Annotated in this window: 27 protein-coding genes; 15 read left to right on the top strand and 12 right to left on the bottom strand. The window is 67.7% G+C overall.

The annotated features are described in order from the left end of the window. Positions 1-131: 131 nt before the first annotated feature. Complete coding sequence (locus IFU11_RS09115; RefSeq protein WP_137242286.1) at positions 132-791, bottom strand: fasciclin domain-containing protein; 660 nt, start codon at positions 789-791, stop codon at positions 132-134. 208 nt (positions 792-999) lie between these two features. Here IFU11_RS09115 and recQ point away from each other — a divergent pair, with 208 nt between their 5' ends. Further along, positions 1,000-2,994 (top strand): DNA helicase RecQ, encoded by a 1,995-nt coding sequence (gene recQ, locus IFU11_RS09110; RefSeq protein ID WP_192018737.1) that lies wholly within the window; start codon positions 1,000-1,002, stop codon positions 2,992-2,994. 161 nt (positions 2,995-3,155) lie between these two features. Then, positions 3,156-5,237, top strand: a complete 2,082-nt coding sequence (locus IFU11_RS09105) for an acyl-CoA dehydrogenase family protein (RefSeq protein ID WP_192018736.1) — start codon at positions 3,156-3,158, stop codon at positions 5,235-5,237. 143 nt (positions 5,238-5,380) lie between these two features. Here IFU11_RS09105 and IFU11_RS09100 read toward each other — a convergent pair whose 3' ends face one another. Both IFU11_RS09100 and IFU11_RS09095 read right to left on the bottom strand, forming a co-directional pair. Further along, positions 5,381-6,490, bottom strand: coding sequence for a tyrosine-type recombinase/integrase (locus tag IFU11_RS09100; RefSeq protein ID WP_192018735.1), 1,110 nt, complete (start codon positions 6,488-6,490; stop codon positions 5,381-5,383). Continuing rightward, the gene (locus tag IFU11_RS09095) at positions 6,483-7,028 is read right to left on the bottom strand and encodes a hypothetical protein (RefSeq protein ID WP_192018734.1); all 546 of its coding nucleotides are present in this window, start codon (positions 7,026-7,028) and stop codon (positions 6,483-6,485) included. The genes IFU11_RS09100 and IFU11_RS09095 overlap by 8 nt, the downstream gene beginning before the upstream one ends. A gap of 98 nt (positions 7,029-7,126) precedes the next feature. Between IFU11_RS09095 and IFU11_RS09090 the strand changes: the two genes are divergently transcribed. From IFU11_RS09090 to IFU11_RS09045, 10 genes are all read left to right on the top strand, one after another. Further along, positions 7,127-7,324 (top strand): helix-turn-helix domain-containing protein, encoded by a 198-nt coding sequence (locus IFU11_RS09090; RefSeq protein WP_192018733.1) that lies wholly within the window; start codon positions 7,127-7,129, stop codon positions 7,322-7,324. Further along, the gene (locus IFU11_RS09085; RefSeq protein ID WP_192018732.1) at positions 7,321-7,770 is read left to right on the top strand and encodes a hypothetical protein; all 450 of its coding nucleotides are present in this window, start codon (positions 7,321-7,323) and stop codon (positions 7,768-7,770) included. The genes IFU11_RS09090 and IFU11_RS09085 overlap by 4 nt, the downstream gene beginning before the upstream one ends. Continuing rightward, entirely contained in the window at positions 7,767-8,984 is a 1,218-nt protein-coding gene (locus IFU11_RS09080; RefSeq protein ID WP_192018731.1) for a tyrosine-type recombinase/integrase, read from the top strand. The genes IFU11_RS09085 and IFU11_RS09080 overlap by 4 nt, the downstream gene beginning before the upstream one ends. Then, positions 8,981-9,274: a hypothetical protein gene (locus tag IFU11_RS09075; protein WP_192018730.1), complete on the top strand. Its 294-nt coding sequence runs from the start codon at positions 8,981-8,983 to the stop codon at positions 9,272-9,274. The genes IFU11_RS09080 and IFU11_RS09075 overlap by 4 nt, the downstream gene beginning before the upstream one ends. Further along, positions 9,271-10,092 (top strand): hypothetical protein, encoded by an 822-nt coding sequence (locus tag IFU11_RS09070; protein WP_192018729.1) that lies wholly within the window; start codon positions 9,271-9,273, stop codon positions 10,090-10,092. Before IFU11_RS09075 ends, IFU11_RS09070 begins: the two co-directional genes overlap by 4 nt. Before the next feature lie 25 nt (positions 10,093-10,117). Further along, on the top strand, positions 10,118-10,612 hold the full coding sequence (locus IFU11_RS09065; RefSeq protein WP_192018728.1) for a hypothetical protein: 495 nt from the start codon (positions 10,118-10,120) through the stop codon (positions 10,610-10,612). Positions 10,613-10,648: 36 nt separating this feature from the next. Further along, positions 10,649-10,828 (top strand): hypothetical protein, encoded by a 180-nt coding sequence (locus IFU11_RS09060; protein WP_192018727.1) that lies wholly within the window; start codon positions 10,649-10,651, stop codon positions 10,826-10,828. Then, positions 10,825-11,781, top strand: a complete 957-nt coding sequence (locus IFU11_RS09055; protein ID WP_192018726.1) for a hypothetical protein — start codon at positions 10,825-10,827, stop codon at positions 11,779-11,781. Before IFU11_RS09060 ends, IFU11_RS09055 begins: the two co-directional genes overlap by 4 nt. A gap of 2 nt (positions 11,782-11,783) precedes the next feature. Beyond that, a complete protein-coding gene (locus IFU11_RS09050) occupies positions 11,784-12,035 on the top strand; it encodes a hypothetical protein (protein ID WP_192018725.1) in 252 nt (83 codons plus the stop codon). A 369-nt stretch (positions 12,036-12,404) separates the two neighbouring features. Then, a complete protein-coding gene (locus IFU11_RS09045) occupies positions 12,405-15,110 on the top strand; it encodes a phage tail tape measure protein (protein ID WP_192018724.1) in 2,706 nt (901 codons plus the stop codon). Here the strand turns inward: IFU11_RS09045 and IFU11_RS09040 are convergent. The 4 genes from IFU11_RS09040 to IFU11_RS09025 form a co-directional block, all read right to left on the bottom strand. Continuing rightward, on the bottom strand, positions 15,107-15,583 hold the full coding sequence (locus tag IFU11_RS09040; protein WP_192018723.1) for a hypothetical protein: 477 nt from the start codon (positions 15,581-15,583) through the stop codon (positions 15,107-15,109). The genes IFU11_RS09045 and IFU11_RS09040 overlap by 4 nt on opposite strands. 160 nt (positions 15,584-15,743) lie before the next feature. Beyond that, the gene (locus IFU11_RS09035; protein ID WP_192018722.1) at positions 15,744-16,103 is read right to left on the bottom strand and encodes a hypothetical protein; all 360 of its coding nucleotides are present in this window, start codon (positions 16,101-16,103) and stop codon (positions 15,744-15,746) included. 554 nt (positions 16,104-16,657) lie between these two features. Continuing rightward, positions 16,658-16,996, bottom strand: coding sequence for a hypothetical protein (locus tag IFU11_RS09030; RefSeq protein WP_192018721.1), 339 nt, complete (start codon positions 16,994-16,996; stop codon positions 16,658-16,660). A 308-nt stretch (positions 16,997-17,304) separates the two neighbouring features. Next, on the bottom strand, positions 17,305-17,628 hold the full coding sequence (locus IFU11_RS09025; protein WP_192018720.1) for a hypothetical protein: 324 nt from the start codon (positions 17,626-17,628) through the stop codon (positions 17,305-17,307). 164 nt (positions 17,629-17,792) lie between these two features. Between IFU11_RS09025 and ypfJ the strand changes: the two genes are divergently transcribed. Beyond that, on the top strand, positions 17,793-18,680 hold the full coding sequence (ypfJ, locus tag IFU11_RS09020; protein ID WP_192018719.1) for a KPN_02809 family neutral zinc metallopeptidase: 888 nt from the start codon (positions 17,793-17,795) through the stop codon (positions 18,678-18,680). Between the two features lie 133 nt (positions 18,681-18,813). Next, the gene (pip, locus tag IFU11_RS09015) at positions 18,814-19,773 is read left to right on the top strand and encodes a prolyl aminopeptidase (protein WP_192018718.1); all 960 of its coding nucleotides are present in this window, start codon (positions 18,814-18,816) and stop codon (positions 19,771-19,773) included. A 91-nt stretch (positions 19,774-19,864) separates the two neighbouring features. Here pip and IFU11_RS09010 read toward each other — a convergent pair whose 3' ends face one another. The 5 genes from IFU11_RS09010 to IFU11_RS08990 form a co-directional block, all read right to left on the bottom strand. Next, complete coding sequence (locus IFU11_RS09010; RefSeq protein ID WP_137242283.1) at positions 19,865-20,587, bottom strand: polysaccharide deacetylase family protein; 723 nt, start codon at positions 20,585-20,587, stop codon at positions 19,865-19,867. A 101-nt stretch (positions 20,588-20,688) separates the two neighbouring features. Next, positions 20,689-21,159, bottom strand: a complete 471-nt coding sequence (locus tag IFU11_RS09005; RefSeq protein ID WP_137242282.1) for an adenylyltransferase/cytidyltransferase family protein — start codon at positions 21,157-21,159, stop codon at positions 20,689-20,691. Positions 21,160-21,340: 181 nt separating this feature from the next. Continuing rightward, a complete protein-coding gene (locus IFU11_RS09000; protein WP_137242281.1) occupies positions 21,341-22,063 on the bottom strand; it encodes a polysaccharide deacetylase family protein in 723 nt (240 codons plus the stop codon). Beyond that, positions 22,060-23,040, bottom strand: a complete 981-nt coding sequence (locus tag IFU11_RS08995; RefSeq protein WP_137242280.1) for a glycosyltransferase family 2 protein — start codon at positions 23,038-23,040, stop codon at positions 22,060-22,062. Before IFU11_RS08995 ends, IFU11_RS09000 begins: the two co-directional genes overlap by 4 nt. Next, positions 23,037-24,080: a glycosyl transferase gene (locus IFU11_RS08990; RefSeq protein WP_137242279.1), complete on the bottom strand. Its 1,044-nt coding sequence runs from the start codon at positions 24,078-24,080 to the stop codon at positions 23,037-23,039. The genes IFU11_RS08995 and IFU11_RS08990 overlap by 4 nt, the downstream gene beginning before the upstream one ends. A 228-nt stretch (positions 24,081-24,308) precedes the next feature. Here IFU11_RS08990 and IFU11_RS08985 point away from each other — a divergent pair, with 228 nt between their 5' ends. Further along, positions 24,309-24,947 (top strand): hypothetical protein, encoded by a 639-nt coding sequence (locus IFU11_RS08985; protein ID WP_137242278.1) that lies wholly within the window; start codon positions 24,309-24,311, stop codon positions 24,945-24,947. Positions 24,948-25,094 lie beyond the last annotated feature (147 nt).

Genomic DNA, 25,094 nt, shown 5'->3' with positions numbered 1-25,094 from the left:
CTCAGTGACCGGGGGAGGATCGGGCGAGCGGGTTCCGGTCCCGACACAACGGAACAGCCCCGCCATCCTCGAGAGGATGACGGGGCTGTTCGGTTGTTACCGGTGTAGCGTGCGGGTGAACCCGCGGTCGGCTACTTTGCCGGCGGCATCAGCACCGAGTCGATGAGGTACACGGTCGCGTTGGCGGTCTTGACGCCACCGCAGATGACCTTGGCACCGTTGACGGTGATGTTGTCACCCGAGCCCTCGACCTTGACGGTTCCACCCTCGACGGTGGTCTGCTCACCGTCGATGTCGGACGGAGCGATCTGGCCGGGGATCACGTGGTACGTGAGGATCGAGGTCAGCGTCGCAGCGCCCTCAGGCGTCTTGAGGCTGTCGATCGTCGCGGCGTCGATCTTCTTGAACGCGTCGTCGACCGGGGCGAAGACGGTGAACTCGGAGCCGTTCAGCGTGTCGACGAGGTTGACGTCGGGGTTCAGCTGGCCGGAGACCGCAGCAGTGAGCGTGGTCAGCAGCGGGTTGTTGGACGCGGCGACGGCGACGGGGTCGGCCGACATGCCGGCGACGGAGCCAGCACCGTCCGGGACGGCGTCAGCGTAGGCGGCGCAGCCCGAGCCGACGAGGTCCGCTGCGGGGTCGGCGGTCATGCTCGACTCGGAGGGAGCGGAGCTCGGCTCCATCGAGGAACCGCTGTCGGAGCTGGAGCCGCTGGAACAGGCTGCGAGGCCGAAGGTCGCGACGGCGGCGAGTGCGAGCACTGCCATGTGGTTTCGCTTGATGGTACGCATGTGATTCTCCTTTGATGAGGTTTGGACCGGTTGTCGAGTGCCTCTCAGAACCGGCCCTCGATGACACTTCGGAGCCCCCACGGGGGTGGTTTGGAAAAAGATCCGATCGCGTGTCGGACGGGGTCGCGCATTAAGAGGAGCGAAATTCTTCGGATCCGTTCCTGTGGAGGGGCACCGGGGTGTCAGCCGCTGCGGCTACGATCGACGGATGAGCTGGAGCACCGAACCCGACTGGATCCCGGACGACGCGGACGCTCCCGACGACTTCGACGCCCCACCGCCCGACGACGCGTACCTCGGCGGTGGTGTCGCGTGGGGGAGCGGAGCGGTCGCGTCCGCTCCAGCCGCTGCGGCTCCGGTGGCCGCCCGTGCGGCGGGCCAGAAGTTCGCCACGGCGCAGGAGGCACTCCACACGGTCTTCGGGTACGACGCGTTCCGCGGCGAGCAGCAGCAGATCATCGAGCAGGTCTCCGGCGGCGGCGACGCGGTCGTCCTCATGCCGACTGGTGGGGGCAAGAGCCTCTGTTATCAGATCCCCGCCCTGCTCCGACCGGGCACCGGCATCGTCGTCTCCCCGCTCATCGCGCTCATGCAGGACCAGGTCGACGCACTCCTCGCCGTCGGCGTCCGCGCCGCGTTCCTCAACTCCACGCAGGATCCCGCTGAGCGTTCCCGGGTCGAACAGGCTTATCTCGCCGGCGAGCTCGACCTCCTCTACGTCGCGCCCGAGCGCCTGAGCTCCGACGCGACGCGGCGGTTCCTCAGCCAGGGCACCATCGCACTGCTCGCGATCGACGAGGCGCACTGTGTGTCGCAGTGGGGGCACGACTTCCGCCCCGACTACCTCATGCTCGGTGAGCTCGCCGAACGCTGGCCCGACGTCCCGCGCATCGCGCTCACCGCGACCGCCACCGACGCGACGCACCAGGAGATCACGCAGCGGCTCCACCTCGGCGAGGCGAAGCACTTCGTCTCGAGCTTCGACCGCCCGAACATCCAGTACCGGATCGTCGGCAAGAACGAGGTCCGCAAGCAGCTCGTCGCGTTCGTGAAGGAACAGCCGGCCGGCACCGCCGGGATCGTCTACTGCCTCAGTCGCAAGACGGTGGAGCAGACGGCGCAGCTCCTGCGCGACAACGGGGTGGACGCCGTGGCGTACCATGCCGGACTCGACGCCTCCGTGCGGGCGGCTGCGCAATCGCGCTTCCTCCGTGAGGACGGCGTCGTGGTCGTCGCGACCATCGCCTTCGGCATGGGGATCGACAAGCCGGACGTCCGCTTCGTCGCCCACGTCGACCTCCCGAAGAGCGTCGAAGGCTACTACCAGGAGACCGGCCGAGCGGGGCGCGACGGCGAGCCGTCAATCGCCTGGCTCGCCTACGGCCTGCAGGACGTCGTGCAGCAGCGGCGCATGATCGCCGAGTCGCCGGGCGACCTCGCGCACCAGCGCAACCTCAGCGCGCACCTCGACGCGATGCTGGCCCTCTGTGAGACCGTCGACTGCCGTCGGGTCAACCTGCTGCGCTACTTCGGTCAGCCCTCCACACCGTGCGGCAACTGCGACACCTGTCTCGAACCCCCGGTCACCTGGGACGGCACCGTGCCGGCGCAGAAGCTCCTCTCGACGATCGTGCGCCTGAAGCGCGAGCGCAACCAGTCCTTCGGCGCGGGGCAGATCATCGACATCCTCCGTGGCAAGCGGACCGACCGCGTCGCCCAGCAGCGGCACGACGAACTCGCGACCTTCGGCATCGGCGAGGACCTCAGCGACCAGGAGTGGCGCGGCGTCGTCCGTCAGCTGCTCGCACGCGACCTCCTGGCCACCGTCGGCGAGTACGGCACGCTCGGCCTCACCGACGGGAGCGCCGAGGTGCTCGCCGGGAACCGGCCGGTGGCCATGCGTCGCGAGCCGGAACGTGCCGCACGCTCCTCGTCGAGGTCGTCCTCCCGCTCGTCGAACGCGAACGCCGAGCTCGAGCCGGCCGCGGCCGAGCTGTTCCAGGCCCTGCGTGCCTGGCGGGCCGGGGTGGCGAAGGAGCAGGGCGTCCCCGCCTACATCGTCTTCGGCGACGCGACCCTGCGGGAGGTCGCGACGGCGAAGCCCGACTCGCTCGGTGCGCTCGACGGCATCAGCGGCATCGGTGCGAAGAAGCTCGACGCCTACGGGCAGGCGCTCATCGAGGTCGTCGCCGCCAACGCCTGACGCCGCTCCTGAGAGCGAGCTGCGACAGCTGTGGGGGAGGACCAAGTCGATCGACGGCGATCGGGCGGACCCTTGTCCACATCCCACAGGCGCTTTCACCCATCGTTATGACAGTCCTACCATTGTGGGAGGTTTTCATGGGTGAAAGGCAGGACACAGCGATGGTCGACACAGCGATCCGGACGAGCGTCAGCGGTACCACGGCAGCGACGGTCGAGGTGGCGCCGTCCGACGCGCGGATCGACGTCCCGGCGCTCGCGCACCAGCTGCTCGGCACCTGGCCGGAGGCCCGTCTCGCCTCTCGCGCGCTCGCCGCGAAGCCGGAGATGCAGCGCATCGAGGGCCAGTCGATGGACGACCACCGCGACCGCGTCTTCCACCAGCTGAAGCTTCTCGTCGAGAACGGCCAGGTGCTCAAGGCGTTCCCGAAGCGCCTCGGCGGCGCCGACGACCACGGCGGCAACATCGCCGGGTTCGAAGAGCTCGTCCTCGCCGACCCGTCCCTCCAGATCAAGTCCGGTGTCCAGTGGGGCCTCTTCGGTGCGGCGATCCTGCACCTCGGCACCGAGCCGCACCACGACGCGTTCCTGCCCGGCGCGATGAACCTCGACGTCCCCGGTGCCTTCGCGATGACGGAGTCCGGTCACGGCTCCGACGTCGCCTCGATCGCGACGACCGCGACGTACGACCCGGAGACCCAGGAGTTCGTCATCGACACCCCGTTCCGCGCGGCGTGGAAGGACTACCTCGGCAACGCGGCCGTGCACGGCAAGGCGGCGACCCTGTTCGCGCAGCTCATCACGAACGGCGTGAACCACGGCGTGCACTGCTTCTACGTGCCCATCCGCGACGGCGAGGGCGCATTCCTTCCCGGGATCGGCGGCGAAGACGACGGACTGAAGGGTGGGCTCAACGGCATCGACAACGGCCGGCTGCACTTCACCGGCGTCCGCGTGCCGCGCACCAACCTCCTCAACCGCTACGGCGACGTCGCCGAGGACGGCACCTACTCCTCGCCCATCACGAGCCCCGGGCGACGCTTCTTCACCATGCTCGGCACGCTCGTCCAGGGCCGGGTGTCCCTCGACGGAGCCGCGACGTCGGCCTCCGCCCTCGCCCTGCAGATCGCGATCACCTACGGCAGTGAGCGTCGGCAGTTCAACGCGGGCAGCGACACCCAGGAGGAGGTCATCCTCGACTACCAGCGCCACCAGCGCCGGCTCCTGCCGCGCCTCGCGACGACGTACGCGCAGATCTTCGCCCACGACCGGCTGCTCGTGAAGTTCGACGAGGTGTTCAGCGGCAAGGCCGACTCGGACGACGACCGTCAGGACCTCGAGACGCTCGCGGCGGCGCTCAAGCCACTGTCGACCTGGCACGCGCTCGACACGCTCCAGGAGGCGCGCGAGGCGTGCGGTGGCAACGGCTTCCTGGCGGAGAACCGCCTCACCGGCCTGCGCGCCGACCTCGACGTCTACGCGACGTTCGAGGGCGACAACAACGTGCTCCTGCAGCTCGTCGCCAAGCGGCTCCTCACCGACTACAGCCGGAAGTTCGCGAAGGTCGACGCCGGTGCCCTCGCCCGCTATGTCGTCGAGCAGGCGACCGACCGCGCCGTGCACAGCAGCGGGCTCCGGAGCCTCGCACAGACCGTGAAGGACTTCGGGTCGACGGCACGCTCGGTGAGCCAGCTGCGCGACACGAACGTCCAGCGCGAGCTGCTGACGGAGCGCGTCGAATCGATGATCGCCGAGGTCGCGACGAAGCTGCGCGGCGCGAACAAGCTCTCGAAGCAGGCCGCGTCCGACCTGTTCAACGCACACCAGAACGAACTCATCGAGGCCGCGCGTGCGCACGGCGAGCTCCTCCAGTGGGAGGCGTTCACCGAGGGTGTCGAGCAGATCCAGGACCCCGGCACCAAGCAGGTGCTGACCTGGGTGCACGACCTCTTCGGGCTCTCGCTCATCGAGAAGCACCTCGCCTGGTACCTCATCCACGGGCGCCTCTCCCCGCAGCGCGGCCAGGCCGTCAGCGCGTACGTCGACCGCCTCATCGCCCGGTTGCGTCCGCACGCCCTCGACCTCGTCGAGGCCTTCGGCTTCGCGCCTGAGCATGTGCGCGCACCCATCGCGACCGGCCAGGAGGCGCAGCGCCAGCAGGAGGCCGCCGACTACTTCGCCGAGCTCCGTGCCTCGGGCGACGCTCCCGTCGACGAGAAGACGCTCACGAAGAAGTCCCGCTGACCGCAGCCGGTTGACAGGAGGCATATCGTCGTCGGCGCAAGGGTCCGGCGACGATATGCCTCACCTCGCGCTGCGCGATAGGGTGCCGACATGACGTTCAACGACAACGCTCGTAATTGGGCTGTAGCCCGCTGAAACACTGGCTATGCGGTCGACGAGTCCGCAGCTGAGTCCGCAAACGCTCCCGTAACGCTCTCCACGAGGCCTGCCGCGGCCTTCCGGGTGCGGTCCTCGGCCGTCGGCCAGAGGTGCGCGTAGGTGTTGAGCGTCGTCGTCGGTTTCGCGTGTCCGAGCGCGCGCTGCACGGTGACCACGTCGCAGCCGGCAGCGATGAGTCCGGACGCGTAGAAGTGCCGCAGATCGTGCACGTGATACGGCGGCAGCCCCGCATCTTCCACGGCGTCGCGCCAGAGTCGGCTCATCGTCCCCGGGTGCGGTGGCAAGTCGTAGCGGCCGGCGAACAGCCACGCCTGCGGGCCGTGAGTGCCTGTCTCGCTGATCCTCCGACTGATCCGGTGCAGCAGCGCGTCCGGGACGAACACGAGCCGCTCTGAGCCGTACTTCGGGGGAGTGATCTCGCCGGCGTGGCCGCGGCGGTGGATGACCTGGCGCTGCACGAAGAGGGTGCGACGGAGGAAGTCGAAGTCACCGGCCTGGACCGCGATCGCCTCGCCGAGCCGGAGACCTGCGAACGCGCACAGCTCGACCATCATCTGCAATCGCTCGTCGACGGACTCGAGGAGCGTGTGCAGTTCTGCGGGCGTGGGGAGGCTCATCGTGTGCTCGAGCTTGCGGGCACGGGGGAGTTGCACCCCGTCCATGGGATCGACGACGAGCATCCGGTCGCGGACGGCGCCGCGCATGACCGCATGCACGTTGTTGAAGCGGGTTTTGATCGTCCCAACTGCCAGCGGCTTGACGGTCATCTGCTTGACCCACGTCTCGACGTGCGACCGCCGCACCTTGCCGAGTTCGACGTTCTGGAAGCTGCAGTGCTTCATCGCGAGTCGCATCGCCTTCTCGGTGCCATGGGCCCATAGCTGCCGTGCCGCCCACTCCTCGAAGAACTCTGCGACCGTTGTGCGGCCGGCCTTCGGGTCGACGTACGTTCCGCGCTTGAGGGAGACGTGGATCTCCGCCACGAAGTCGCGGGCGGCGCTCTCGCTGTGGAAGTGCCGGGCGTGCTCCTTGCCATCGGGGTCCCGATAGCGCGCCCGCCAGACGCCGTCCCGGATCTTCTTGAAGCTAGCCATTCCGCAGAGTCTCCCGCAGGCCATCTAGAGCCTGTCCATCCGCGTCGATGGTCTCCCACAGCTCCGCCTTCTGGCTCAAGATCTGCTGAACGATGGCTCGCGCGGCTTCCTGCGGTGACTCGGCCAAGTACTTCGAGGCGACCGCGACCTGATGGTCGGGGATCTTGCCGCGAGCGGCAGGAGCGTCCTCGTCGGAGCTCATGTCCAGGCGCGCCGCGAGCATTCGTTGGGCCGTGACGTATCGCGTGACCACCTCGGACAGCTCTACTCGACTGCGGGTCAGCTCGTTGAGTGAAGACTGCACGAGCGACTCCCACTCCTGCCCGAGCAGAGCGAAGGGTTGCGTGTTGAAGATGTTCGTCGTGAGGTACTCCGCCTCCGCAAGCTTCAGAGGACGTTCACCCTTCTCGACGCTCCACACAGTCGCTTGGGACCATTTCCAGCCAGCCTCGCGCATCAGGTCGGCCAGGGTCTTCTGGGGCATGTCGCCCCTCAGTGCCGCCAGATTGCGGCCGATGGTGGCATCTCGATCATTCACGAGTACGACGGTACTAGAAATCCCTATTGCACAACAGCAGGCGCTGTGTTTAACTGCAACTAGCTCATCTAATACCCACATACTAGAAAGGCGAGCCGATGACCAAGCTCCTCACCGTTGATGAGGTCGCGGAGATCCTCCGCCGCACCCCTGGCCAGATCAGGTGGATGCGCAATCAGGGCACCGGGCCGAAGAGCGCGCGCATTGCCGGCCGAGTCTTTTTCCGCCAAGAAGATGTCGACGAGTACCTCGAGCGGAGCTTCGCTGACGGGCAATCCCCGACGCTCAGTGCATGAAGTGCGCGGCGCTCGCCGCACCCCAAAACAAGAAGCCGCCGGCACCTGCATCAACAGGCCCGGCGGCATGGATCACGAAAGGTCATAACGCAACCATGGGCATTCTCTCACTCGCCCCCGACACCGACAAGGGCCGATGCCACCTCTTCGAGTGGTGCGGCGAACCTGAGCACGAGTCGCCATTGTTCGGCTGGTACCCGGCAAATGCCGGCGGTGCTCCGTTCCGCGACCACACCGCCGACATCACGAGCGCGGGGTGCATCGTCGTCCACGAGGCACCCCGCGACGATGGATCGATCACCTTCGCTGCGCCGGTCTACCGCCGCCACCTCGAGCGCGAGGATCTCGACCCCGCCAGTGGTTCCCCGGTGGTCCCATCACGTGCTGCCGCGCTCGCCGCATCGATCGTTCTGCCGGCGTCGTGGCGCCTGTCGGTGATCGCATGACCGCGGAGACCTTGGCTGAGCTCGGGCCGGAGCAAGCCGCCGACCGGTGCCGGAAGATCGAGGACACCTGCCAGCTCTATCACGCGCACTGCATCGCTGCGTCGCGCGCCACTTCGCGGACCGGCGAGCCATCGACGGCGTCGGCGGACGTGCGCGTGAAGTACCTCCGGCGGTACCTGTTGCAGTTGCCCGTGGATCCCTACGACTCGGAGCCGGCGCACTTCGCGGCCTACGCGGAGACAATGCATGCGCGCGTCGCGGCCGGTGAGATCACCGCGAACACCGACCGGACTCAGCTGTCGGCGATCCGTGGGTGGGGCGCGTGGGCGAAGCGCACACGAAAGGTGGACGAGAACCCGACCGAGACGCCCTCGGGCCGGCTGCGGAAGCTGCCGACGACACCGCAGGCGGAGAAGCTGGGGAAGCGGTACCGCAAGGACATGCGCGCCGCCGGGATCTCCGACAGCACAATCGATATCCGCGAGGGCGTCGTCTTCCGACGGTTCGCTCGAGGTAACCCCAACCTGGACCTGACCTCGATGACCGTCGACGACATCACATCGTGGATCGCCCCGCAGGCGCCTCACTGGTCGCCGGAGTACCAGCGCCTCAACTATGACGCGTTCCAGTCAGTGTGCGGCTGGATGAAGCGTGCCGGCCTGTCGAGGAAGAACCCGGCCAAGAAGCTCCGGGCACCGCGCGGAGGGGTCCAGACTCGCATGCCGTGCTCGGATGAGGCTCTGGCGTCTGCCATGGCGAAAGCGGACCCGGACGAGCGGCTGATGCTGCAGCTCGCCGCCGAACTTGGGTTGCGTCGCGCTGAAGTGGCCGTCATCCACGTCGCCGACGTCATCGGCAAGGAAGACGACTGGGCGCTGCGCGTCCACGGCAAGGGGCGCAAGATCCGGGTGCTGCCCCTCCCGTTCTCCCTCGCCACGGCCCTCCGCTCCAGGGGACCTGGCTACGTGTTTCCCGGCCAGTGCAACGGTCACGTGAGCCCCCAGCACCTCGGCAAGAAGATCGCGAACCTGCTCCCGCCGAAGGTGTCGATGCACTCGCTCCGCCACCGGTTCGCTACCCGTGCCTACGCCATCAACAAGGACACGTTCGCCGTCCAGCAGCTGCTCGGACACGCCTCAGCGGCGACGACCCAGCGATACGTCCACTCGACGTCCGCTGAGCTTCGTTACCTCGTCGAGGCGGTCGCAGCATGACGGTCACGCCGCGGACCGTTGACGCGCGCTTTGCGGGCGGGTATCTGGTCGTCGAGGCTGCGCCGCTTCCTCAAGACGCGGCGGCGGCGACCGTGCAGCTCAGCTTCCCGGGCGGAGAGCTGATCCTGTTCCCTCATGAGGCGTTGGAGCTCGCGGCCGCGCTGCGCGCGATCGCCACAGGGGCGTCATCGGACAACCCCGACACTACGGCGAGGGTTGACGGCGCTCGCCGCATTCCGACCTTCGCTGAGGCTCGTCGTTTCGTGCGCGAGGCAGGAAGGCCCGAATGACAGACGCACGACTGCGAGGTCAGTGGTTGTTCCAACCTCACATACTCAGCCTGTCTCGTGAAGCATGGCACCTCTACACGCGCGCGCTGATGTACGGGAACGAGCAAGGAACCGACGGCCTGATCCCTGCACACACGCTGGCGTTGATCTCGATGCCGTACCCGTTCGATCCTGTCGCAGCTGACGAGCTCGTGGATGCCGGCCTGTGGCGACGCGTTGACGGGGGCGGGTACCTGATCGACGACTGGACCGGAGCTGCCGGGCAGACATCGGCCGAGGAGGTCGAACGGAAGCGCAAGATGGCGCGAGATCGCCAGTCAGCCTGGCGCAAGAGCCAAGCCGAGAAAGAGGACTCGTCGACGCGTTACGGAGACGGTGACGTAACGCGTTACGGAGACGGTGACGTAGGACCAGGACCAGGACCAGGACCAGGCACCAGGAAAGCGACGACGACGAAGGACGCGCGCGGTCTACAGATTGTCGGCTCAGAGCGAAAGCCTGACGGCAGTAAAGCTCCCGCAGAGCGTAAAGATCACCGTCGGCGATCGCCGCAGCCTAGCTCCAAACGTGGTGTCTCCGAGAAGCAGCTCGACTACCTCCGAGATCTCTACATCACGACGACGCATGAAGCTCCGTCGGACGACACGCTCGACCTCTGGAACACGTGGACGCGCGAGCAAGCGGACGTTGCGATCAACGAGCTACACGGGGAGGCCGAGAGACAGAAGATCACCGGTGAGCTCGACCCCGCCGACGCAACCCATCTTTCAGACGCCGGCAAACGATGGCTCAACAACGCGACAGGAGTACCCGCATGACCATTTCAAATCGAGAAGACGCCGCATGAGCGCCCCGACCGCGTACGCCGCCGCGCTGCGCCTGGTGCTTGATCTCGCCGAAGCACCTTTGAAGCGCCTCACAGCGCTGAACGCGCTCATCGACGCCCGCGACCTCGACCCGCAGCTACGTGAGATCGTCACGGCGCTCGCCGCGCTCTACGGCACCCTGATTGAACTGCAGGCCGGCCGCAGTACCGATGCCGCAACAACGGTGCTGCGGCGTAACCTCGCGCAGCACGCCGCGGACCGGGCGCCGCAGCATGTGGTCCTCGCGACCCGCCTCACGATCGCGTCGCTCGAGCGCGATGCCGGCGAGATCGAATCCACTCTCGGCACCCTGAGTGTCGCAGAGACCGCGGCCGTCGGCCTGCAGCTCGCGATCGGGCATGTCATGACCCATCAGTCGCGCTTCGGCCCGTCGTCTGTCCGACGCCTGCGGGACGACCTGGCTCGCGCGATCGCCGCCGCGCAGGGAGGAACACCACCCAGCACTCATTGACCCAGCATCCACCGCCCTACACACGAAAGGCACCCCATGACTGTCAAAGACGGCGCCGACCGCTTCAACCGAGGCCGAGGCAACCGCGACACCAGCAACGACCACGTGAACGACAAGCCAAACGACCGCACCAACATCGACCCGGACGCCCCCAAGACCGTAGCCGGCGGCCGCGACCTCTTCGACCGAACCCACCCCCGAAAGGCTGAACGATGACCATCACCGACCACGCCCACGCCCTTCTCCCGAAACGCGAACAGTCCACGAGAGCCACCCAGCGCCGCTTCCACGAACTCAGCGCCGAAGCACAGAACATCCCCATCGGCGGCGCATTCGATCGGTACCAAGAGCTCCTGAAAGCCGGAGCGCCCATCGACGAACTCTGGGCCGCCATTCAAGACCGCGCCCAGGAGGCGAGAAACGGGCAACTCCGCCTCGACCTCATCAACGACCTCAGATCCGAACACCGCACCTCCGCGGCGCTCGCCGCATCCCGCAGCGACGTCTACACGGCGGATGAACTCGCAGGGCCGCTTCATTTCCTCAACGCCGAACTGACTCGGCTCGTCTCGACGGTGCGGCAGCTCGACAAGCAGCTTGGGTCGATCATCTCCGCAGAGGGGGCGACTGCTTCCGGTCCGAGTGCGTCGAGTGCGTGGCGACAGCTCCTGGCGTGCGTCCACGCCTACGAGGAAATCCGGGACCTGCAGCGATCCTTCACGCTCAAGCTGTACGAGGACGGAGAAGAGCTTCGGCCCGCGTTCGAGCTGTCCGGATATCTGCGCGACGCCTTCGACCGCGAGAGCCAGGTACTGGACTGGCGAGCGACCAAGGCGCGGGGCGGTGCCGAACTGGGGACGGGCGGGAAGATGTGGCTGGACTGGCTGCGCAGCGCCCCGAAGGTTCCTGAACGACGAGACGTCCGTACCTGGCCCGACGATGTGGACCGGGGCGCCTATCTCCGTCTCATCGCCACGGAAATGCACCCATGGGTGCCCGACCTGGCACAGCTGCAGGAGCGCCACAACCTCCTCTCCGACATCGTGCGCAAGCCCGCCAGTAGAGCGTCCCTCAAGCAGGCGCACGCCTCTCGCCGCGCCTACTTCGAGGGCTCAGGCATCAAGTGCATCACCCTTTCCCTGCCATCATTCGACACCGACCAGGAGTAACCATGCCTACACTGACACCCTCAGAGCACGCGGCCCGCGTCACGGCGTACCTCGCTCGACTCGACCAGCCCACGCTCGTACCCTCCATGGATCTCGAACAAGCGGCCGCCGAGATCCACGCCCGACTGTCTCGTGCTGCCGGTACCGGCGCAGCGTACGTCGAGGCAGACACCCAGCTCGCACGAGCCGAAGCCAACGACAACAACGTGAACGCGCTGAAGAAGGCGCGCATCCACTCCCTGCTCGCTGACTGAGCGCCCCGCTGCTGCCTCCGCACTGTGCACGACAGCTCCACACTCGTGCACACCCGCCCAGCGGCGGCAGCGAGGCGCAGACAGCCGAACCGGTCACCTCCCGCCTCTCCCCACCCCAGCCGACCGGCCGAGGGGGTGGGGGGAGGCCCCCTGGGGCCCCTCTGCCGGCGGACCGCCGGGGAGGTGAGGCGGAGGTTTTCCGAAATCAAACATGTTTTCAGGCCGCGTCATGGGGTTCCGATGACAGCGCGATCGCGTCATCGACTCCGTTGTCTGCGGCACCTGTTAATCTGTCCCCGCAAGACGCGGCGGGGTTGATACAACCCTGGACCGCGTGTCGATCCCGGCGGATTAGCGAATGGCTCCGCCGTGTCCGACGAACGTCTTCTCAGAGTTACTCTCGTTGCCCAGGTCAACGATTACATGCAAGGCATGGAGCGCGCAGCGCGCGTCACGCGAGAGGCCGGTACCGAGGCTGAACGCATGGCGCAGCGCGGGCGGGCGTTCGACGTTCTCGGTAGCTCGATGCTTGCTATCGGCACGGTCGCTGCAGTCGGCGTCGGTATGGCGATCGCCAAGTTTGTCGAGTTCGACCAGGCCATGTCGCTCGTCCAAGCAGGCACGCGTGAGTCCGCCGACAACATGGCCCTGCTGCGCGAAGCGGCGCTCGATGCCGGCGCCCGGACTGTCTTCTCCGCGACCGAGGCAGCCAACGCGATTGAGGAGCTCGGTAAGGCCGGTGTTTCGACTCAGGACATCCTTGCCGGCGGGCTCGACGGCGCCCTCGACCTCGCGGCCGCCGGCGGACTTGGCGTCGCGGAGGCGGCAGGTATCGCCGCTGTCGCGCTCAAGACCTTCAACCTCCGCGGCACCGACATGTCGCACGTCGCTGACCTCCTGGCAGCTGGCGCAGGCAAGGCGATGGGTGATGTCACCGACCTGTCCGCTGCGCTCAACCAGTCCGCTCAGGTTGCGAACCAGACCGGCCTCTCAATCGACGAGACAACGGCCGCCCTCGCTGCCTTCGCGTCACAGGGCCTCCTCGGATCCGACGCCGGCACCTCGTTCAAATCCATGCTGCAGCGACTCACTCCGCAGTCCGCCGAAGCAGAAGCGAAGATGCGCGAGCTCGGCATCAGCGCCTACGACGCTCAGGGCAACTTCATCGGCTTGTCTGAGTTCGCCGGCAACCTTCAAAACGCGCTCAAGGACCTCACGCCCGAGCAGCGCAACGCCGCCATGGCGACCATCTTCGGATCGGACGCCGTCCGCGCCGCCACCGTGCTGTACTCCGAGGGCGCCGACGGGATCTCGGACTGGACCGACAAGGTCAACGACCAGGGCTACGCCGCCGAGCAAGCCGCGATCAGGCTCGACAATCTGTCCGGCGACGTCGAGGCACTCGGAGGCGCATTCGACACAGCTCTGATCCGGACGGGATCGCCGGCCAACGACGCGCTCCGCGCAATCGTGCAGAGCGCCACAGGCGCCGTCACCGCATTCGGGGACCTCCCAGAGCCTGTGCTCGCCACCGCCCTCGTGCTCGGAGCTCTCGTGGCGGTCATCGGCGTCGCCGGCGGAGCTGCCCTCCTTGCCGTGCCCAAGATCGCCGAATTCAAAGCAGCGCTCATCGCGTTGAACATCAGCGGCGCTTCGGCCGCTCGAGGGATTGGCCTCACCGCCGGCGCACTCGGTCTCGGCATCGTTGCGTTCTCGCTGTGGGCCTCCCGCCAGGCGGAGGCAACGGCCAACGCCTCCGAGTTCCAGGACTCTCTCGACAAGACGACGGGCGCGCTCACTGGGTACACGCGTGAGCTCGTCGCCAAGAAGCTCGCTGATGCCGGTGCGTACGAGGCGGCGAAGGAAGCCGGCATCTCCCAGAAGGAGCTCACCGACGCCGTGATCGAGGGCGGCAAAGCACTCGACGACGTGGAGGCGAAGCTCGGCAAGAACAACACCGTGGCGTCGTTCTTCTCAGGCGTCGGCATCCGCGCTGGGATCGCGTCGCAGAACGTCCGCGATCTGTCCGGGCAACTCGAAACCAGTCAGAAGAACTTCAAGGACCAGCAGGAAGCGCCAGACGGCGCAGCAACCTCGACGCAGGATGCCGCCGACGCTTACCTCGATGCAGGCAACGCTGTCGACGATCTGCAGGGCAAGCTCATGCAACTCATCGACACGGTCAACGAGGCGAACGGCGTCAACCAGGACGCGATCTCGGCGAACAGCGACTACCAGGAGGCCCTGGCCGCGGCTGACGAGCAGATCCGTCTGATTGCCGAGGGCACTGAAGGCTACGCGGCGACACTCGACCTCAGCACACAGGCCGGTCGTGACAACTCCGATCTGCTGCTCGACCTCGCGTCGAAGTCACAGGACGCAGCCAAAGCTCAATTCGATCTCGACGGCAACACTGCGAACTACAAGGCCACGCTCGAGGCAGGGCGTCAGGCCGTGTACGACCGAGCGCTCGCCCTGACCGGGAACGCGGACGCCGCTCAGCTGCTCACCGACAAGATCTATGCGATCCCCACTGAGCGCGAGTTCACGATGATCGCTGATACTGCGGATGCGCAGAACAAGATCTCCGCCCTGGCTGACACGATCGCGTTCGTGCAGCGGAAGGCCGCAGAGGGTATCCGCATCTCGGCGACGGTGACCGGTGTCAACACGCCTGTCCTGCCGGGGCAGGAGTACGCCTATGGCGGATACACCGGCCCCGGAGACAAGTTCGTGCCGCGCGGCATTGTGCACGCCGACGAATTCGTTTCCACGAAGGAGACCCTGGCGCACCCTGAGAACCGCCGGGCGCTCGACTTCATGCACGACGGCGGCATCATGTACGGGTTCGCCGACGGAGGACCTGTCAGCGCACTCACCGCACCAGACCTACCCTCACGGCCGCTCTACGCAGGCGCGCCGCTCTACGGCCACCACGCGCAGCAGGCGCCCGTCACCCACATTCGCGAGGGAGACACGTACTCACCGACCTTCCAGCTGACCCCCCTGCCAGGACGTTCCTTGCCCGATCAGGTCTTCGAGGCGTCGCGGAGGCTCAAGGCTCGCCGCAACTAGGACGAAGGGCCGCAGTGCTCGAACCATCGGAGCGCGTCAGCCAGCGGTTCGACAAGGAAGCGGCCGGCGAGACGCTCGTCGTACACCTGCTGCTGCCGCGGCAGGTAGGCATTCGCCCTCGGCGCCCACCCTGCGATCTCGTCCCGCTGCAGCCACTTCCACGCACCGATCATGAACGGGATCGCGAACGGGATCGAGAGCCCGCGCGGCGCCGCGCACACCACCTGACCGTGACTGACCGCGTTGCGCGCCAGGCGAATGCCGGCCATGACCGACCCATCGGGATCAGCTTCCCGTTCGGCACCGTAGGCATTCCCTCGTAGGCACCGCAGCCCGTCGTCCAAGCTCACAGCCCAGAACGCGAAGGTACCGACCAACCACAGCCCTTCCGGGTGCCCCTGGTTCTGCAGCTCATCGACGATCGAGCGCATGCCGGCGATCGTCGCATCGAACGTGTCAGGGAGCGCGCTCACTCGAACCAGCGATCCTCGCTGTCGGTCACCTCTCGGGTGTGTCCGTTCGGGCAGCGCCACTCCTCATGGCTGCGGTAGTCGGCTATGGCACCCCACTGCTCGCGTGGCTTCGCCGCGAGCTCCATCGGTTCGGTGCACTGTCCGCAGGGGACCGTCTTCACTATGACTCGTCGGTGGGGCCGGCGAAGAGATCCCCGGGTTCTCCGAAGCGGAAGTCTGAGCCGGTGCGGAACTGGACGACCTGTTGCACTTCCGGACCGCGGCCGAGTGACAGGGTGAAGATGAGACCGTGCGGGTCGAACTTGACGCGGTACGTGACCAATTCGAGCGGGAGATTGTCACCCATGACAAGCTCCTGCTTCTCGCCGACGATGAACGCGGCGCCTGCTCGAATCTCTAGAGCGTGCTCCGGGCAGGTTACAGTCTCCGTGTAAGGGCTGCCCTCGACGTTCGTTGCCACGATCTCGGTTGCGGTCCTGCCGCAGTTCTGGACGCTGCAGTCGCGCAACTTGACCTCCATTGGTTGGTTGGCAACGAGCTTAGCGAGGGGGCGCCGACTCGACTACGGACGACCTCCGTGACCCTGTTGGGAACGGCCGGCGAGGAGTTCGTCCCAGATCTGCTGTTGGCGCGGGAGGACGACGTTCGCCTTCGGCCAGCCGGCCTCATTCAGCCGGGGCGCCTTCTTCTGGAGGATAGAGCCGCCCGCGCTTCTCCGCATGGCGCTTCAGCGCCTTCGCTCCGCGAGTGGTTGTCAGTTCACAAGTCTCGAAGTCGATGGAGGCATGTCCCTCTGGTACTCCGTCTTGGGCTGAGTCGTCGTAGACGGTGAACGTATCGGACTCGGCTTCGTTCACGGACACTGCCCAAGTCCCTGCGGACTCGTGAGGCGTGGCTATCCACTCTGCATGCGCTCGCTCTGCACCGATGTGCTCGCGTCGGGTCGACAGGCGCGTCGGATCTGAGTTGTACGGCTTGAATGCCGCGCTGTTTGGAACTCCGTTGGTGAGCTGCAAGGGATGGACCTGGCGTAGAAGCAGCTCATCCGTTCCGGTGAGCGGCAAGATGTCCGCGTCAGGCAACCCTTGCGCCGTTCTGCACGAAAGTGAGGAGGGCGTCGAGACTGTACTCGACCTCGTCTTCGTGAGCTGACGAAGGAGCATCAAGCTGCTCGGTAGACAGCACGAGCGAACCTGTGTACTCGAGTGAAGCGGTGTATTCGACGTTGCCTCGAACCCACTCGATCATGATGCTGCCGTCCCCTGCCGGCGCAACCGAAACAGTGTCGCAGATCGGCTCGAAAGCGCTCTGGATCTGAACCAGGTCTGCGACCTGGTCTGTTCGAGGCGCCAAGGATCCCGGCCCGAGCCACCCGTCGTGCAGGACCGAGATCTCTTGGAATCGGGTAGTCAAGTAGTCACCTCCTGTTGGGGACGCCGCAGGCGCATCTGCGAGTGTGTCAACCGCTGTCGTCATCTCAAGCGCGCTAGCGCGAGATGACAGGGCCGTCGGTTGGATCCTAGCCGTATGACCCTGAGAGTTGCTAGAGGCTTCGGTCACCGCCATTCGCGCCGGCGTTGCCATCGCGGACGCTAGGAACCGCACCGTGTCTGTCGCTGCGTGAGGCTCGTTTCGTGCGGGACGCTCTGGCACAGTGACTGTTGCGCCTGACAGCCCGATTCCGGCGGCGAGGACGAGCGTTGTCGCGGTCGTCGCGAATTTCATGACCCGATGAGTTCCGGATCCGTGCCGTCGAGGAACGTCGTGATCAAGTCGCGGAACTCCACGAGACGGTCTCGTGAGACGTGGAAGCGCGTGATCGGGACAACAGGAAGCACCTGACCCACGAAGTCTTCGGGGCGGCTCTCCGCCGTAATGACGGGCGGCTGCAGATGCCCCACCATGACGTAGTAGCCGTCGAAGGGTTTGTCCCCGACTGGTGGCCCCTGCTGGAGCAACAATTGGTTGGCGCTAACCGGGAGGCTCATCTGGTCGAAGACCCACTGAACAGGAAGCTGAAGTTCTTGTGGTGCGTTGTCGGTCATAGGGCGAGTATGCCAGAGCTTTCGGGTTCTGTAACGCCCTCATCAGGTCCGCAGTGAGTCCGCAAGCGCCTCTAGAAAAGGCTAAACCGCCCTACACTGGCCAACAGCGAGAACCGCATGGAATCAGGGGATACGGAGGCGGGCGCGAGTCGCCTACAACACCTATGACGTTCAACGACAACGCCGACATCAGCGGGAACAAGGTCAAGCGACGGGGCCGCACGACCGGCATCGCCGTCGGTGGCGGCGCGGTCGGCGTCATCGTGATCGCCCTCATCTCGCAGTTCCTCGGGGTCGACGTCTCGGGCATCCTCGGCGGCGGCGGCATCGGCGGGGGCCAGCAGGAAGAGAGCCAGCTCTCCGACGAGTGCCAGACCGGTGCCGACGCGAACGCGAACGTCGACTGCCGCATGGGCGGTGCCTACTCGTCGCTCGACGCCTACTGGGCCGAGGAGCTGCCCGCGCTCGGCGTCGACTACACCTCGCCGGCGGACTTCATCATCTTCGACCAGCAGACGAACACGGGTTGCGGCGCCGCCACGAGCGCCACCGGCCCGTTCTACTGCCCGCCGGACCAGACCATCTACATCGACACCAGCTTCTACGCCGAACTGCGCGACCGCTTCGGTGCCTCGGGCGGACCGCTCGCCGAGATGTACGTCGTCGCCCACGAGTGGGGTCACCACATCCAGGCGCTCACCGGCATCATGGATCGCGCCGACCGCAGTGGTACGGGCCCGGCCTCCGACTCCGTCCGGATCGAAGTGCAGGCCGACTGCTTCGCCGGAGCATGGGTCGCCGCGGCGTCCGACACCGAGGACGCGAAGGGGGTCGCCTTCCTGAAGCCCGTGACCCAGCAGGAGATCGACGACGCCCTGAGCGCCGCGGCCGCCGTCGGTGACGACCGCATCCAGGAGGCCGCGAACGGCCAGGTGAACCCCGAGGCGTGGACCCACGGCTCCGCCGAGCAGCGGCAGCGCTGGTTCATGACCGGCTACCAGTCCGGTCCGTCCGCGTGCGACACCTTCTCGGTGTCCGCCGACCAGCTCTAGCCCGCGAGGGGTCCCGAATGGTCGGTTCCGCGTGTGCCGAGCCGGCCATTCGGGACCCCTCGCGAGCTGTGGGGCGATGGGTGCGGCATGCTAGATGAGACACGTGTCGTGAACACAGGAGGAAGTGGACCGTATGGGTGAGCCGTATCCCGAGATCGAGCCGTACGAGACCGGCATGCTCGACGTCGGCGACGGGCAGTCGCTGTACTGGGAGACCTCCGGCAACCCCGACGGCAAGCCCGTCGTGTTCCTCCACGGCGGCCCGGGCGGCGCGACGAGTCCGATCCACCGTCGGCTCTTCGACCCGAAGCGGTACCGCATCGTCCTCGTCGACCAGCGCGGCTGCGGCAGGAGCACCCCGCACGCGAGCGATCCGGCGGCCGACCTGTCGACGAACACCACCTGGCACCTCGTCGCCGACCTCGAGGTCCTCCGGAAGGCGCTGAAGATCAAGCGCTGGATGGTGTTCGGCGGGTCCTGGGGCTCGACCCTCGCGCTCGCGTACGCGCAGAAGCACACGAAGCGCGTCACCGAGCTCGTGCTCCGCGGTATCTTCACGCTGCGCGACGCCGAGCTCGACTGGTTCTACGAGGGCGGTGCCTCCGCGGTCTTCCCCGACCTGTGGGAGGGGTACCTCGAGCCGATCCCGGTCGGCGAGCGCCGCCACCTCATCGAGGCCTACCACCGCCGCCTGTTCGACGAGGACCCGGCCGTCCACGGTCCGGCGGCCGTCGCCTGGTCGCGGTGGGAGTCCTCGACGATCACCCTGCTCCCGCAGGAGGAGACCGTCGCCCGGTTCACCGACCCGCACTTCGCGGTGGCGTTCGCGCGCATCGAGAACCACTTCTTCACGAACAAGGGCTGGTTCGAACCCGAGCAGCTCATCCGCGATGCCGGCAAGCTCGCCGGAGTGCCCGGGGTGATCGTCCAGGGCCGCTACGACATGTGCACCCCGGTCTTCACCGCGTGGGACCTGCACCGGGCCTGGCCGGAAGCGGACTTCACGATCGTCCCCGACGCGGGGCACGCCTTCGACGAGCCGGGCATCCTGTCGGCGCTCATCGACGCGACGGACCGCTTCGCGAAGGACTGAGGGGCTGCTCCGGTCCCTGACGACGCCCTTCGACAGGCTCAGGGACCGGGGGCGGCTCAGGGACCGGGGTCGGTTCAGGGACCGGGGATGATCACTCCGTGAAGCGCGCCCGGCGGACGGCCTTGCCCACCCGCAGGGCTTCGCCGAGCGAGCGGCCGACGAGACCCTCGCGGGCGAAGCCGCTCAGCAGCTCGGCTGCGAGCGCGCCGCGGTCGACCTCGGGCTCCGGGCCGTCGTCGACGCCGTCGGCCGGGCCGGCGAAGCCGTCGTGGGCGAGCAGGATCGAGCCCTGGTGGCAGTGCCGGACGGCGTGGGCGACGCGCTCGTGCTCGCCGACGTCCTTGACGTCCCAGGCGGTCGCCGTCCACAGCACCGTCTGCAGACCGGCTCGTTTGACGGCCTGCCACGTCTCGATGCTCTGCGCGCCGTACGGCGGCCGGAACCACTCGATCGACTGGCCGCTCAACTGCTCCAGCTCCTGTTTCGCCGCGAGGGTGCGCCGGTAGGCGACCTCCTCGGAGAAGTCGGTGAGGCGTACGTGGTCGTCGCCGTGCAGCGCGAGCTCATGCCCGCCGGCGACGATGCGTTCGAGGAGCTCGGGGTGCTTCCGCGCGCGGCCGACGAGGACGAAGAAGGTCGCGGTCGCGCCGGCGTCGGCCAAGGCGTCGAGGACGCCTGGGGTGCCGTCAGGGCTCGGACCGTCGCCGTAGGTCATGACGACCGTGCGCTCCTCGGTGGCGACACCGACGATCGAACCGTGGACGGGGAGCGAACCGGTGAGGCGTGCGAGCAGCGCCTGCCGAGCCTTCGTCATGTGTCCACCACCCTGTGTGTCGATCCGTCCAACAGTACCTCGCCGCCGTGGCGAACGGGAGCGCGGGCGCGGCGGCGGAACGGGCGCAGGGAGGGCGGGTGTCAGGCCTGGACGAGCGTGGTGTCGAGCTCGCGCTGCTCCTCGAGCTGGGCGAGTGCACGGCGGAGTGCCGTGCTCGAGGTGCTCATCGTGTACGGGAAGTAGACGACCTCGACGCCGACCTTGGCGAACTCCGCTTCGAGACGGAGGCCCTCTGCGGTCCCGCGCCAATCGTCGCCCTTGAAGAAGATGTCGAACCGCAGGGCGTCCCACGCCTGGAGCTTGTCCTCCCAGGTCTCCTCGACGGCCTCGTCGACGAAGCCGATGTGACGGACGATCTCGAGGCGTTCCGTCAGCGGGACGATCGGCTCGATGCGCTTCCGGGTGCGCAGCAGCTCGTCGGAGACGACCCCGGCGATGAGGTAGTCGCAGGCGCTCTTCGCGTGACGGAGGATGTTGAGGTGGCCGACGTGGAAGAGGTCGAACGCCCCTGCGGCGTAGCCGACGCGTCCGACTGCACTGCGATCCGTCATGGTCTGCCCCCTGGCATGCTCGTGGTGGTGTGCGCACGGAGCCGTCGGGATCGACTCCGGCATTCGGCACATCCATCGGGCCTCTTGCGAGCCTATGAGGGTCATCAACGCTTGCCGAGTCCACTTTCGAGTGGCACCCGGACGGGGCGCAGGGGCGATCCCCGCGCAGTGCAGGCCAGCGTCAGGAGGAGAAGATGGCGCTCTTCATCGGGCGCCCCTGCACGAGCGCATCGGCGAGGGACCGACCGACCCAGCCTCGCGCCCGGAACTCGGCGAGCAGGGTCGCGGCGAGCGCCCCTCGGTCGACCTCGGGTTCGGCCCCGTCGTCGACACCGTCGGCCGGGCCGGCGAAGGCGTCGTGCGCCAGCAGGATCGTGCCGGGGCGGCAGTCGGACAGGGCGTGGGCGACGCGCTCCTCGGGGGCCACCGCACGTGCGTCCCAGGTGGTCGCCGACCAGAGGACGGATTCGAGACCGGCCCGACGGATGGCGCGCCAGGTCGCGAGATGTTGCGCGCCGTACGGCGGCCGGAACCATCGGACGGGCGTGCCGGCGAGGTCCTCGAGCTCGTGCTTCGCGTCGACGGTGCGACGGGTGACCTCCTCGGCGGTGAACGCCGTGAGACGACGGTGGTCGACACCGTGCAACGCGATCTCGTGCCCCTCCGCGGTGATCCGCGGGATGAGCTCCGGGTGACGGCGAGCGCTGCTCAGCAGGACGAAGAACGTGGCGGTCGCCTCGGCGTCGGCGAGGGATCGGAGGACGCCGTCCGTGCCGACCGGATGCGGCCCGTCGTCGTAGGTCAACACGACGGTCGGGGTGGAGGTCTCGACCTCGATGATCGAGCCCAGGACCGGCAGCGACCGCTTCACGCGATCCTTGAGCCGTGCTCCGAGGCCGCTCATGACCGCTCGTCCCGCGCGTACTCCCGGAAGACCACGCCGAAGGCGCCGACGAACATGCCGCCACCCTTCCGGATGGCTCGCGCGCCGCGCGCCCGGTGATGGAGCGAGCCGGTGAGCGTCCCGAACACGGAACGTGCCACACCGACCGCGGCCCGAGCGGCACCGCCGACCGCCGCGACCACACGGATCCGCGCCCGGTCACGACGTCCTGCCGCGAAGTAACGCTCCACCGTGATCCTGGTGTTGCCATGGCTCCACGCGCGCTGCAACGCCCAGCGCTTCGTCGCGCGGTCCCGTTCGACGAAGTCGTGGGTGACGGACTCGTTGCACCAGACGATCCGTCCACCCCGCCGGACGAGGTGCTTGCTGAAGAGCGTGTCCTCACCACCGCCCAGTTCGAGCTTCGACTCGAACCGCACGCCGAGTGCCCGGACCTGGTCGAGGTCCAGGAGCAGGTTCCCCGCCGCGGCCTCGCCGATGACGGTGCCCGTCGTGCGCTGCACGCGGTCGAAGAACCCACCCGCGACGACCCACGGGTCGGTTCCCTCCGGCAGGTGCGACTGCACGCGGCCCATGACCGCCGCAGCGCCCGTCGCCCGCCACGTCTCGACGATCGGGAGCAGCCAGTGCTCGCCCGGTTCCTCGTCGTCGTCGATGAAGACGAGGAGCTCCGCCTGGTCCGCCTCCGAGAGCGCGCGGTTCCGTGCCGCCGCGATGCCCGGGGTCGGTTCGACCACGTAGCGGACGCCGGGCGTCGAACCGGCGACCTCCCTGGCGCTCGCCGCGGGGTCGTTGTCGATCACGAGGACCTCGGTGCTCACGACGGACGCGTCGGCGTCGCGGAGCCACCGGGTCTGCTCCAGCACCTTCGGCAGGCTCGCGGCGAGGGTCGCCGGGCGTCGGAAGGTGAGGATGCCGACGATGAGGCGGACCTCGGCCGCGCGGGCGTCGGGCCTGCCGGCGGACGACCCGGTCATCGCGCGGCCCCGACCGTGGGCGCTGGAGTCCCGCGTCGCGCGGCGATCGCTCGTCGGTAGGCCTCGACGTGTCGTGCGGCTCCGAGATCCCAATCGCGGTCGACGAACGTCACCGGGCCGCGCGCTGCGGCGCGGACGTGCTCCATCGCCGAGAGCAGTGCCTCGGCGTCGAGCTCACCGGAGAACCGATGCACCCAGCCGGGCCCGACCTCGGCTTCGAGGAGTCGGTTCACCGCGTTGTCCGGCACGAGCACCGGGCGGTCCAGTGACAGGGCGGCGAGGGTGCTGCCGGAGTTGTGCATGAAGCGGTACGGGAGGACCACGAGCTCCGACGAGGTCGCGATGTCCACGAGTTCGTCGTCACCGAGGAAGTGGAGGTCGAGGAGGACGTCGTCTCCCTCGCCCGCGAGCGCGGTCAGGGTGTCGGCGAGTTCGGTGGTCGACGGTTTGCCGCCGACGCGGAGCGAGAGTCCTCGGGTCGTGGCCGCCGCGGATCGGAACGCCTCGATGAGGGTCTCGACACCCTTGTAGCGGCGGATGAGGCCGAAGTAGCCGAACCGACCGTCCTGCTGTGCCGCGCGCGGGTGACGGGCGAACCATTCACGGTAATGGCCGTGGGGGATCAGGATGGACGGTTGGTCCTCGGGCAGGGTCGTCGTCTCGTTGAGCGTGATCCGGAAGTCCGTGCGTCGGTCGATGAGGCGGAGCAGCGCGACCTCGACCCGCGAGATGCCCTGCGGGAGTTCGACGTTGTGCACCGTCCTGACGATCGGGGTCCGGGTGATCGCGAGCCGGATGACGAGCAGCACGGTGAGGCACTGGCGGAGGAACTGCTTCAGCGGGGTGTGCCCCGACACGAGGATCTCGGGCCAGTGGATGTGGAACGCGTCGTACCGCCCGAGGAGCGCGCCCTTCCAGGTGAAGTTCTGCACCGAGACCCCGGGGACCGCGCGGAGGTGGTCGGCCAGCATCACGAGATACGGGTTCGTCGTCGGGCGTGGCACGGGGAACTGCTGCAGGACGGTCAGGTGTCCGCTCATGAACCCTCCAGGGGTCGGTGCTCGGGTGCATCGGTCGCGCTCGGCGTCCGTCGGTGCCTTCCGGCATCCGAGGGTCCGCTGCGAGATCGGGGAGGCGTCGGGTGGTGTGAGCCATTGTGACATGGGCGACGGCCGAGGTCGCGAGCCGGACGAGGCTGCACACGGAGCCGAGGCAGTACACTCGGGGCATCGAGCGCCGGGTGGCCGTCGTCGAGGAGAGGTACGGGCGTGAGCGAGCCGGCAGCAGAGCAGCAGACCCCCACGTCGAGCACACCCGACCCGCGGCGCCGACGCCGGGTGGTCGTCATCTCGGTGCTCGCGGCGGTCGTCGTCGTGGTGGTGGCCGTGGTCGTGGTGTTCGCGGTGAACGCCAACCGCGTCGGCACCGGCGACGTCGTGAACCCGCCGGCCATCACGGGCACCCCCACGCCGAGTCCGATCATCACCGACCCGGCCGAAGCGCTTCCCGAGCGCGACCCGGTCGCCGGCGACGCACCGGTCGAGATCGTCAGCGGCGTGACCGTCAGCCTGGGCACGCTCGAGGCCGTCGACGGTGAGGCGAACGCACCCGGTGAGACCGCGGGACCGGCGGTCCGGTTCACGGTCACGATCGTGAACGACACCGACGCGAGCATCGACCTCAGCACCGTCGTCGTCACCGCGTACTCCGGGGCCGACCGCGTACCCGCGGAGCCCCTCACCGAACCCGGTGCCGTGCCCTTCGAGTCGGAGGTCGCGGCCGGCGATACCGCGACCGCGACGTTCGTGTACACGGTGCCCGTCGAGCAGCGGGACGACGTCACGATCATCGTCGACTACCAGGCCGGCGTCCCCGCCGCCGTGTTCCGGGTCACCGCTCCCCGCTGACCCGATCCGCATCCGCGCTGACCCCCGCAGGATCCCCGGGAAATCGGACCTGTTTTGGGGGTGACGCCCCTGATGCCCCCCGCGTTATGGTTCACGAGCGAGGCACCCCTGCACCTGGCCGGCGATCGTGGATCCGAAACACGATCG

It is taken from the genome of Plantibacter sp. CFBP 8804, from assembly GCF_014841225.1.
GTDB lineage: Bacteria > Actinomycetota > Actinomycetes > Actinomycetales > Microbacteriaceae > Plantibacter > Plantibacter auratus.
Note: the sequence above shows the minus strand (reverse complement) of the source record. Positions and strands in the feature narration are given on the sequence as shown.

Coding starts and splice junctions, on each gene's coding strand:
- IFU11_RS09000 (WP_137242281.1), bottom strand. CDS start 22,063: ATGAGCGGCCTCGGAGCACGGCTCAAGGATCGCGTGAAGCGGTCGCTG.
- IFU11_RS08990 (WP_137242279.1), bottom strand. CDS start 24,080: ATGAGCGGACACCTGACCGTCCTGCAGCAGTTCCCCGTGCCACGCCCG.
- IFU11_RS09085 (WP_192018732.1), top strand. CDS start 7,321: ATGAAGTGCGCGGCGCTCGCCGCACCCCAAAACAAGAAGCCGCCGGCA.
- IFU11_RS08995 (WP_137242280.1), bottom strand. CDS start 23,040: ATGACCGGGTCGTCCGCCGGCAGGCCCGACGCCCGCGCGGCCGAGGTC.
- IFU11_RS09005 (WP_137242282.1), bottom strand. CDS start 21,159: ATGACGGATCGCAGTGCAGTCGGACGCGTCGGCTACGCCGCAGGGGCG.
- pip (WP_192018718.1), top strand. CDS start 18,814: ATGGGTGAGCCGTATCCCGAGATCGAGCCGTACGAGACCGGCATGCTC.
- IFU11_RS09080 (WP_192018731.1), top strand. CDS start 7,767: ATGACCGCGGAGACCTTGGCTGAGCTCGGGCCGGAGCAAGCCGCCGAC.
- IFU11_RS09025 (WP_192018720.1), bottom strand. CDS start 17,628: ATGACCGACAACGCACCACAAGAACTTCAGCTTCCTGTTCAGTGGGTC.
- IFU11_RS09105 (WP_192018736.1), top strand. CDS start 3,156: ATGGTCGACACAGCGATCCGGACGAGCGTCAGCGGTACCACGGCAGCG.
- IFU11_RS09100 (WP_192018735.1), bottom strand. CDS start 6,490: ATGGCTAGCTTCAAGAAGATCCGGGACGGCGTCTGGCGGGCGCGCTAT.
- IFU11_RS09010 (WP_137242283.1), bottom strand. CDS start 20,587: ATGACGAAGGCTCGGCAGGCGCTGCTCGCACGCCTCACCGGTTCGCTC.
- IFU11_RS09050 (WP_192018725.1), top strand. CDS start 11,784: ATGCCTACACTGACACCCTCAGAGCACGCGGCCCGCGTCACGGCGTAC.
- IFU11_RS09075 (WP_192018730.1), top strand. CDS start 8,981: ATGACGGTCACGCCGCGGACCGTTGACGCGCGCTTTGCGGGCGGGTAT.
- IFU11_RS09115 (WP_137242286.1), bottom strand. CDS start 791: ATGCGTACCATCAAGCGAAACCACATGGCAGTGCTCGCACTCGCCGCC.
- IFU11_RS09035 (WP_192018722.1), bottom strand. CDS start 16,103: ATGGAGGTCAAGTTGCGCGACTGCAGCGTCCAGAACTGCGGCAGGACC.
- IFU11_RS09070 (WP_192018729.1), top strand. CDS start 9,271: ATGACAGACGCACGACTGCGAGGTCAGTGGTTGTTCCAACCTCACATA.
- IFU11_RS09090 (WP_192018733.1), top strand. CDS start 7,127: ATGACCAAGCTCCTCACCGTTGATGAGGTCGCGGAGATCCTCCGCCGC.
- recQ (WP_192018737.1), top strand. CDS start 1,000: ATGAGCTGGAGCACCGAACCCGACTGGATCCCGGACGACGCGGACGCT.
- IFU11_RS09060 (WP_192018727.1), top strand. CDS start 10,649: ATGACTGTCAAAGACGGCGCCGACCGCTTCAACCGAGGCCGAGGCAAC.
- IFU11_RS09065 (WP_192018728.1), top strand. CDS start 10,118: ATGAGCGCCCCGACCGCGTACGCCGCCGCGCTGCGCCTGGTGCTTGAT.
- IFU11_RS09055 (WP_192018726.1), top strand. CDS start 10,825: ATGACCATCACCGACCACGCCCACGCCCTTCTCCCGAAACGCGAACAG.
- ypfJ (WP_192018719.1), top strand. CDS start 17,793: ATGACGTTCAACGACAACGCCGACATCAGCGGGAACAAGGTCAAGCGA.